Origin of the sequence: Bifidobacterium sp. UBA6881, assembly GCA_002451435.1 — a bacterium.
Taxonomy (GTDB): domain Bacteria; phylum Actinomycetota; class Actinomycetes; order Actinomycetales; family Bifidobacteriaceae; genus Bifidobacterium.
In genome coordinates this window covers 1-9538 of the sequence record DKCF01000042.1, presented here as the reverse complement: position 1 = coordinate 9538, position 9538 = coordinate 1, and the positions used below count along the sequence as shown (strand labels likewise).

The window sequence follows — 9538 nt, the reverse complement described above, 5'->3', positions numbered from 1 at the left end:
TGCTTGGCCAAGGTGTTCTCCAGCCATTCGCGCATGCGCAGCATCTCCTTGGCCTGGATCTCGATCTCCGTGGCCTTGCCGAAGCCCTGGTCGATGGCCGGCTGGTGGATGAGCACACGGGCGTTCGGCAGCATGAGACGCTTGCCCTTGGCGCCCGCGGCCAGCAGAATCGCCGCCGCGGAAGCGGCCTGTCCGAGGCATACGGTCTGCACGTCCGGTTTGATGTACTGCATGGTGTCGTAGATGGCGGTCATGGCGGTCATGGAGCCACCCGGCGAATTGATGTACATCATCACGTCGCGGTTCGGATCCTGGCTTTCCAGCACGAGCAGCTGGGCCATGATGTCGTCGGCGGAGGTGTCATCCACCTGCACGCCCATGAAGATGATGCGGTCCTCGAACAGACGGGTGTACGGGTCCTGCCTCTTGTAACCGTATGGCGTCTTCTCCTCGAACTGCGGCAGAACATAGCGGTTCTGCGGCGCGAAGGCGGCCTTGCGCGCCTCGGCCGTCTGGAAGCCGACCACGCCGGACGGTCCGGCGAGACGCTCCGCGCGGGCTACGAATTGTGCTTCTTCGCTTGCCATGATCACTCCCCCTTGGTGGCGTTCATCGTATCGTGCGTGGAGACCAGCTTGTCTACGAAACCGTATTCCAAGGCCTCCTGAGCGGTGAACCAGTGGTCGTACTCGTTGTCGCGGTAAATCTCCTCGACGGTGTGGCCGGTCTGTTCCGCGGTCAATTCGCTCATGGTCTTCTTCATGTCCATGATCAGCTCGGCGTTGATGCGCACGTCGGTGGCGGTGCCGCCGATGCCGCCCGACGGCTGGTGCATGAGCACACGGGCATGGGAGGTCAGGAACCTCTTGCCCTTCGTGCCGGAGCTCAACAGGAACTGGCCCATGGAGGCACACATGCCCAGGCCGACGGTCGCCACATCAGGCTCGATCAGCTGCATGGTGTCGTAGATGGCCATGCCGGCGGTAATCGAGCCACCCGGCGAATTGATGTACAGCCAGATGTCCTTCTTGGGATCTTCGGCGGCCAGCATCAACATCTGCGCGCAAATGCGATTGGCCATCTCGTCCTTGACCTCTTCGCCCATCCAGATGATGCGGTCCTTCAGCAGACGGCTGAAAATCGGATCGGCAGGACCCGCCGGCACGTCCTCGCCGGCCATGACGGGCAGGGGTGCACTAAGATTGCTCACCTTGTCTCCTTTTCCAGTATTTTCTATAGTTTCCCAGCCTACCGCTTCGAAGCGACGGGTGACTGGATTGCGCTTACAGGGGAGTTCACGCGTGGCGCCGCGCGCCGATGCGGAATGCCGCGATAAGGCAGCAGATGGCGACGGCCACGATGACGGTCATCGTGGCGAATGTCCATTCACCGCCCATCGCCGTGGCATGGCGGAACGCCTCGCTTCCTTCTTTTCCGGCTCCCGCCTGCGCCACAGACAGAATCGTCGAGAACAGCGCGGTACCTGCCGCCCCGCCGAACTGCAGGCAGGTGTTGAACACGGCGTTGCCGTCGGGAGTGAACTCAGGCGCGATGTTGCGCAACGCGTTGGTCATGATGTTGGAGAAGCCCAGCGCGTATCCGAAACCGAAGATGAAATAGAATCCGGCGAGCAGCGCCGGGGTCAGATGCATGGCGAACACGGCCAGCAGAATCGGACCGCAGATGGCCGCGAAGAACGCGCCGAGAATCGGGCGCACCGGGCCGAACCGGTCGTACAGGGTCCCGCCGATGGGGGCGAAGAAAGCGCCGATCAGCGCGCCGGGCAACACCAATGCGCCGGCAAGGAACGCATTCGTGCCCAACGCGAGCTGCGCCACATTGGTGATCACATATCCGAAGCCGATGCCGACGATGGGGAGCAAAGCGTATGCGATCAAATGCAGCAGCACCATCGGATCGTGCAGCCATCCCAGACGAATCAGCGGGGAGAACGAACGCCTCGACGACCAGGCGAAGAACAGCAGCGACGCCAGACCCACGGCCAGGCTGATGACGGCGAACACTGCGGACAGGGCGGCATCGCCGCCGGAGACCGCGGAACCGACCGCCACACCCGCCTGGTTCAGGAACATCACCAGACCGCATAGCGCCAATACGATGGCGACGAACTGCAATGGGTTGAGATGCGCCTCCTCCGTTGGACGGTGCTGCTCGACGCATTTGAGGCCGACCGGCAGGGAGACCAGCAGGATGATCGGAATGACGATGACGAAGATCGCACGCCATGGGAGGATGCTGGAGACGGCGCCGCCGACGGTCGGGCCGATCGCGGGGGCGACCGTGATGACCAGGGACCCCACGCCCATCAGCCGTCCGACCTTGCTCCGCGGAGACTGTTCGAGGATGATGTTGATCATCAGCGGCGTGGCGACGCCGGAACCGATGCCCTGCACCACGCGGGCAACGAGAATCACCGGGAAGGCATGGCCGAAGATCATGATCAGCGAGCCCAGCACGGCGAGCGCCACCGCGGCGAGGAACAGCGTGCGATGCTCGAATTTACGGTTGAGATACGAAGAGAGCGGCATGGTGGAGGCGACGACCAGCAGATAGATGGTGGTGATCCACTGCACGGTGGAGGTGCCGACGCCGAATTCCTTCATCAGTTCGGGGAAGAGGACCGTCATCACCGTTTCGGTGAGGATGCCGATGAATGCGAGGGAGCCCACCGCCACGATCGCCCCGATGAGTTTCCCTGGAATGCGTTCGTCCCGTTCCGCGGACGAGACGGCGATATCATGTGCTTCGTTTTCTTGATTCGTGTTGTCGAGCGTTGTTTTGCGTTCTTTCATGATTCCTTGTCTTGCGCACTTTTCCTGCGGCCATGTGCGACGCCGCGATTGGCGTACCGATACTCATTCACAAACAAATGCCAATCTCCTGTGTGCAGTCTAGCGGATGCCCTGGCCCGCTTCGGAATTTCCACCGTCTGCGCAACGACGTGGGCCGGCGCGCCATGCGAGGCGAACCGGCCCATATCGGAAGGGAATCAGAAACCAATCATGAGGACTTTGCCTATGCGCACCCTCCTATTCTTTCTTGTTGACCGCGGTGACCGCACGCTGCAGCACCACGAAGATCAGGATCATCAGACCGACCACGATGGTGGTCCATTCGGCGGGGACGCCGAAGTCGGAGGTCAACGGATCGATGGTGGAACGGACCAGCGCGCCGATGACGGAGCCGAGCACGTAGCCGAAGCCGCCGGTGACGATCGTGCCGCCGATGACGACCGATGCGACCGCGTCGAGCTCCCAGCCGACGCCGACGGTGTTGATGGCCGAGCGGATGTTCGCCGTGTACACGATGGACGCGATGGCGGCCAGCGTGGCGGAGGTCAGGTAGATGACGTACTGGGTGCGCTTGACCGGAAGGCCCATGAGCTCCGCGGAGGAACGGGAGCCGCCGATCGCGTAGATGGTGCGTCCCGTGCGGGTGTGATGCAGCAGGATGTAGCCGAAGACGACCACGAGAGCCGCGATGATCACGCCCACGTTGATGTACAGGTCATGGGAGATCTTCGGGTTGTCGATGATGGTGATCTTCTCCGAGATGAAGTCGAAGTTGTTGTTCTCGGGGAAGGTCTGCGCCTCCGTGGAGATGATGGACGCGATGCCTCGCGCCAGGAACATCGATGCCAGGGAGGCGATGAACGGCTGCATGTTGAATTCCTCGATGAGCACGCCCGTCAGCAGGCCGAACACCACGCCGATGAGGATCATGGCGATCATCGCGATGGGGGCCGCGATGCCGGCGTTCGTCATTTTGACGCCGATCACCGCGGTGATGGCAACGATGGCGCCGACCGACAGATCGATGCCGCCCGTCAGTACCGGCAGCGTCATGGCGACGGCCAGTATGATCAGATACGCGTGGTCGATGAACAGCGATGAGACGAATCCGAGTCGCAGGTAGGTGCCGAACAGCGCCTGGCCCATGATGATCATCAGGATGAAGATCACCACTGCCGCGATGGTCGGAATCATCTGGGCGTTAATACGGCGCCCACTTGTTTTCATGGTCTTCTTCTTGACCTGAGTAGCTGCTGCAGAAGTCATGCTGCCACCGCCTTAGTCTGTGCCTTGAGTGCGCGTTTGCGTTTCATTTCCGCACTGAGGTTGTGAATCTTCGGAGCCTGCATCACGCAGATGACGATCACCACGACGGCGAAGAACGCCGGGGTGGCCGCGGAATCGATGCCGAGGGTGATGATGGTCTTGCGGATCATGGCGATGATCACGGCGCCCAGGGCGCTGCCCGCCAGGGAGAACTTGCCGCCGAGCAGCGAGGTTCCGCCGATGACGACCGCGAGGATGGCGTACATTTCCAGATCCTGACCGGTCTTGACCACATCGACTCGCATCACGGACGCGGTGGCGAACAGGCCGGCGACGGCGGCCAGGAGGCCGGATACCGCATAGACGAGGAAGAGGATCTTCTTCGGCTTGATGCCGGTCATGCGGGATGCCTCGGGGTTGATGCCCACGGATTCGATCATCATGCCCATGGCGGTCTTGCGGCACAGCACGCCCACAAGGGCCACGATGATCAGCGCGATGACGAAGTTGGCCGGGATGCCGAGGATGAAGCCGTTCGCCATCCACTTGAGCGGCGCGCCGCCCGCGACGGCGCTGGCGTCGGTGTTCTGGCCGGAGGTGATCACCTTGGCGAGGCCACGGCCCGCGAGCATCATGATCAATGTGGTGATGAACGGCTGCAATCCGAGGATGGAGACCAGCGCGCCGTTGATGCAGCCGACGCCGAGGCCGATGAGCAGCGACAGGAAGATGGCGGCCCAGACGTTGACGCCCGACGTCAGCATCTGCATGGCCGCGGCACCCGCGACGGCCATCACGGAGCCGACGGACAGGTCAATGCCGGCGGTGGAGATCACCAACGTCATGCCCGTGGCGATCATGAGGTATCGCGCCGATTCCTGCAGCATGGTGATCAGCGGGCCCGCGAGTCCGCCGGTGTTCTTGTTCCAGCTCAGGGAGAGGAACTGATGGTCGGAGATGGTGCAGATGATGATGAGCACGATCAGCGCGACCACGGACCACGTGAGATTCGATGAGAGCAGTTTCTTGACGACGGAGCCGTTTTCCTGCTTTGCCTTCTTGTCGGTCATCATGCCTCCTTTCCCGCATTGACGTTCGTGTTTGCGATGGTTTGGACGATGGTCTCCTGGGAGACGGTGTCGTCATTGACGAGTTCGGCGATCTTATGGCGGTCCTTCAGCACTTCGATGTCATCGGAGAGCCTGACCACCTCTTCCATTTCGGACGAGATGAAGACGACGCCCATGCCCTGTTCGGCCAGATCGAGCACGACCTGCTGGATTTCGGCCTTGGCGCCGATATCGATGCCTCGCGTCGGTTCGTCCAGGATGAGCAGATCTGGATGCGTCGCCAGCCAGCGTGCGATCAGCACCTTCTGCTGGTTGCCACCGGACAGGTTCTTGATGAGCTTGTTCGGATCGTTCGGCCGGACGTTGAGCTCCTTCATGTACTTGTCGACGATCTCGTCGGCTTCCTTCTTGGGAATCGGCTTGAACATGCCGCGCGTCGCCTGCAATGCGATCAGGATGTTCTCACGCACCGTCAGATCGCCGATGATGCCTTCATCTCGGCGGTTTTCGGTGGAGTACGCGATCTTGTTGCACAACGCCGTGTATGGATCGGAGATGCTGGTCTTCTTGCCCTTGAGCTTGTATGTGCCGGAATCCGGCTTGTCCGCACCGTACAGCAGACGGCCGAGTTCGGTTCGTCCGGAGCCCAGCAGTCCGGCGAAGCCGACGACCTGCCCGGGGTAGACGTCCAGGTCGGTGGGATTGATGGTGCCTTTGAGCCCCAGCTGCCTGACGGAGACGATGGGCTGTTCTCCGGAAACGTCCTTGTGCTCCTTCTTGGCGCCGATCTGGCTCAGTTCCGCGGCGCTCTTGCCGATCATCATGCCGATGAGCTCGTCGCGAGGAGTGTCCTTGGTCATGACCTCCTTGATGAACTTGCCGTTACGCAGGATGGTCAGACGGTCGGTGATCTCGTAGATCTGGTCGAGGAAGTGGGAGACGAACAGGATGGCCACGCCCGAATCGCGGATCTTGCGCATGATCTTGAACAGGTCCTGCACTTCGTTGGCGTCCAGCGATGAGGTCGGCTCGTCGAGGATCAGCACCTTGGCGTCGATCACCATGGCGCGGGCGATGGCCACCAACTGCTGCATGGCGATGGAGATCGAACTCAGCGGGGCCCTTGGGTCGAGATGCTCCAGGCCCATCTGCGCGAGGAACTTCCTGGATTTCTCATAGGTCTTCTTCCAGTTGATGCCCAGCGGTCCACGCACCTCATGACCCAGCATGACGTTTTCGCCGATGCTCAGGTTGGTGCACAGGTTGACTTCCTGGTACACCGTGGCGACGCCCGCGTTCTGCGCGTCACCGGTGCCGGTGAAGGTCTGCGGCTTGCCATCCACCTCGATGGAGCCCGCATTGATCTTGTACACGCCGGTGAGGGCTTTGATCATCGTCGATTTGCCGGCGCCGTTCTCGCCCATAAGGGCGTGGACCTCACCGGGGAACAGACGCAGATCGACGCCGTCCAGGGCTTTGACGCCCGGGAATTCGATCGTGATGCCCTTCATCACGACGATTGGTTTCTTGTCTACCATGTCTTCGCCTTACGAAAAATGTTATCGTTTTGTGATATTTGCCCAAGATGTAGCGAACGGTGCGTCATCATGCGCGACGCACCGTTCATGGGGTTATGAGAGGAAGTGGGATTCGGTACCGTCACCCATCGCGATCAGTACGCGCGGGTTCCGGCGTCCAACGCCTCCTTGGCGCTCTTGGCGTCGAAGGTCTTGGATTCGATCTCGATGTCCTTCTTGACGGACTTGCCGTTCAGGTAGTCCTTGACCGCGTTGGCGGTCTCCTCGCCGAAGATCGGGTTGTATTCGATGACGTAGGAGAGGTCGCCGTCGACGAGGGACTGCAGCGCGGCCTTGGTGCCGTCGATGGTGATGATCTTGACCTTGCCCTTGAGTCCGGCGGCGTCCACGGCCTGTGCCGCGCCGAGGCCCATCTCGTCGTTCTGGGCGAAGATGAACTGCGGGTTGTCGGACTTGTACTTGTCGAGCAGACCGGCGGTCACGGTCTTGGCCTCATCGGTGGACCAGTTCGCGGACTGGGACTCGAGCACCTTGATGTTGCTTGCGGCCTTGTTCTTCCAGCCCTGTCCACGATCGGTCACGACGGACAGGCCTGCCGGGCCTTCCAGGATGAAGCCGTTGGCGCCGTCCGGGAAGTTCTTGTTGACGAATTCAGCCGCCTGCTCGCCGGCCCAGACGTTGGACGGTCCGATGTGGGACACGACGGCCTTCTTGGCCGCCGCGCTCTTGATGCTGATGTTGCGGTCGACGGTGAAGACCGGGATCTCGGCCTCGGCCGCGTTCTCCAGGCAGTCGTCCCAACCGGAATCGTTGGTGGCGGACAGCACGATCGCGTCGACTTCATCGTTGACGAACTTGTTGAACGCCTGGATCTGCTTTTGCTGGTCATTGTTCTGCGTCGGGGAATACACCAGGTTGAATCCGGCCGCCTTGAACGCCTTCTTCAAATCGTTCTCGTTGGCGGTACGGAAGCCGCCTTCCGGACCGACCGCCACGAAGCCGATGGTCTTCTTGCCGCTGTCGGATCCCGAGCTGCTGTTCGAGCCGCCGCATGCCGCCATGCTGACCAGAGCCGCGGCGGAAGCGCATACCGCGATGGCCTTCTTCCAATTCTTCATGAAACTCCTCCTCGAGTCGTTGCTGTTTCGATGGGCTTCATCGCCATCAGTGGTTCCAGTATCGTCGCGAATCCGCCGACGCTCAACCTCATGCGATAACTTTTCGGTAACAACTCGATGCCTACTGCGCGGACAATGCCGTGACCTGCGAATCGGCGATCGACCATGAGCCTTCCAGCGAACCATCGACGGTTCTGGCCACGCCCAGATGGTCGAGCACGGTGAGGCGCCGATACATGTTGACCTCGCCCGTGGCCATCGCGACGGCGCCACCGTCGGGAAGCCCCTGGCTCGCCTCGGGTCCGGGCACGAGCTGGCGGCGTGCGATCTGCGCACGGCCGTTCTGTCCGTATTGCGTGGCGTAGACGAAGGTCACGTCATTGTAGAAGGTCATCATGGTCACTCCGGATTGGCTCGACATCCGCAGGAACGACGATGCCAACGATTCCGCCTCGCCATTCGAGCCACGCCTGATTCCGATGATGCCCATTCCGGATTGCGCGTGGCCGTCGGAATCCACCGAGAACGCGAGACGGTCGCCTTCCGGAGACACGCCGATCGCGCGCACATGCTGCCCGTCATCGAGCCCGGGGATCGTGAAGGCACGTTCCTTGCCGCCGTCATCGACGAGGACCTTCCCCGTCGAACCGTCAACGGCCCAGATCTCTCCTCCCCTTCCCTTGCATATGGCGCGCATCGCATGCCCGGAGAACATGGTGCCCTGCAGGGTTCCGTCCGTTCCGATGCGCTTCACGCGCCCATCATGGCCGAGCACGGCGCCGCCTTTGGATGAGAAGACGAATCCTTCGGCATCGTCGATTTTCGTCTGGGCCACGCGCACCGCGTTGGATGATTCCAATGACACGATGTTGCCGGCGCTCAGCGTGTACATGGGCTCCGTCGTCGTCGACGCGCTCAACGACAATCCGTCATCGGCCTGCGAATACTCCTGTCCATCGGACCGCACCTCGATATCCGTCTCCGTGTTGCCGTCGCCCAGCGACAGCCGCAATTGCCGGACCAATACCGCGCGCTCCGCGTCGGTCATCCGATGCATTGCGGAGGAAAGCCGTATCTCGATCGTCGAATCATGGACCGTCACGCCATTCGGACGCAAGGCCACCTGTTCCGTGTTCGTGTCGTACACGGCGTCGCGCAGCCATTCCGCGCCGCCGGCAAGGAGCTCCTTCACCGCGCGCGAACGCCAATCGCGCCAGCACAGCCAGCGCACGTCGGGAATCAGTTCCTTGCGCGACGTTCCCAGTCGGTACAACGAGACCTGACGGTACACCTGCTCGAAATCATCGGCGCTGACCATCACGCCGGATGGCAGCGTGCCGATGCGCCACTGCCCCTGTTCTTTGGAAAGGATGAAATCATAGGTCTCAGGCCCTTCCGAAAGCGCGGTGTACACGCCATGGGAATCCAGCTCGCCCTGGACCTGCAGACGAACCGATACCGTGATCTTGTCGTTCGTCGTCGAGCCGACCGAACTGGCCTTGCGAACGATCTGCGGCACGTTCGAATACACCAGCGTCTTCGCATCCGCGTTCCACCATTTCGAGGCCGAACCGGTAAGGAACCGGCGGGCGGTTTCGAAACCGTCGCTCTGCACGCCGGCCGGCATGGCGTCGAAGAATCCCTTGACAATGGTTTCCGGCCGCGCGTCCTTTGTGGGACCGGCCGGATTCGTGAATATTCTCCGCGTACTTTGCTCAGCGGGCTGCATAATC

8 protein-coding genes are annotated in these 9538 nt (G+C 61.5%); all 8 read right to left on the bottom strand.

Going from position 1 to position 9538, the window contains the following annotated elements:
• On the bottom strand, window positions 1-587 hold a 587-nt coding region (locus B3C64_RS03490; RefSeq protein ID WP_291533768.1), incomplete at its 3' end, for an ATP-dependent Clp protease proteolytic subunit.
• 2 nt (window positions 588-589) lie between these two features.
• Window positions 590-1210 carry an ATP-dependent Clp protease proteolytic subunit gene (locus tag B3C64_RS03485; protein WP_291533766.1) on the bottom strand — a complete coding sequence of 207 codons (621 nt, stop codon included), beginning with the start codon at window positions 1208-1210 and terminating at the stop codon, window positions 590-592.
• Window positions 1211-1295: 85 nt separating this feature from the next.
• A complete protein-coding gene (locus tag B3C64_RS03480) occupies window positions 1296-2813 on the bottom strand; it encodes an MDR family MFS transporter (protein ID WP_291533764.1) in 1518 nt (505 codons plus the stop codon).
• 237 nt (window positions 2814-3050) lie between these two features.
• Complete coding sequence (locus tag B3C64_RS03475) at window positions 3051-4079, bottom strand: ABC transporter permease (protein ID WP_291533762.1); 1029 nt, start codon at window positions 4077-4079, stop codon at window positions 3051-3053.
• The gene (locus B3C64_RS03470; RefSeq protein WP_349679953.1) at window positions 4076-5152 is read right to left on the bottom strand and encodes an ABC transporter permease; all 1077 of its coding nucleotides are present in this window, start codon (window positions 5150-5152) and stop codon (window positions 4076-4078) included. The genes B3C64_RS03475 and B3C64_RS03470 overlap by 4 nt, the downstream gene beginning before the upstream one ends.
• Window positions 5149-6687, bottom strand: a complete 1539-nt coding sequence (locus B3C64_RS03465) for a sugar ABC transporter ATP-binding protein (protein WP_291533758.1) — start codon at window positions 6685-6687, stop codon at window positions 5149-5151. The genes B3C64_RS03470 and B3C64_RS03465 overlap by 4 nt, the downstream gene beginning before the upstream one ends.
• Before the next feature lie 134 nt (window positions 6688-6821).
• Window positions 6822-7805, bottom strand: coding sequence for an ABC transporter substrate-binding protein (locus B3C64_RS03460; RefSeq protein ID WP_291533756.1), 984 nt, complete (start codon window positions 7803-7805; stop codon window positions 6822-6824).
• A gap of 121 nt (window positions 7806-7926) precedes the next feature.
• On the bottom strand, window positions 7927-9538 hold a 1612-nt coding region (locus B3C64_RS03455; protein WP_291533754.1), incomplete at its 5' end, for a hypothetical protein.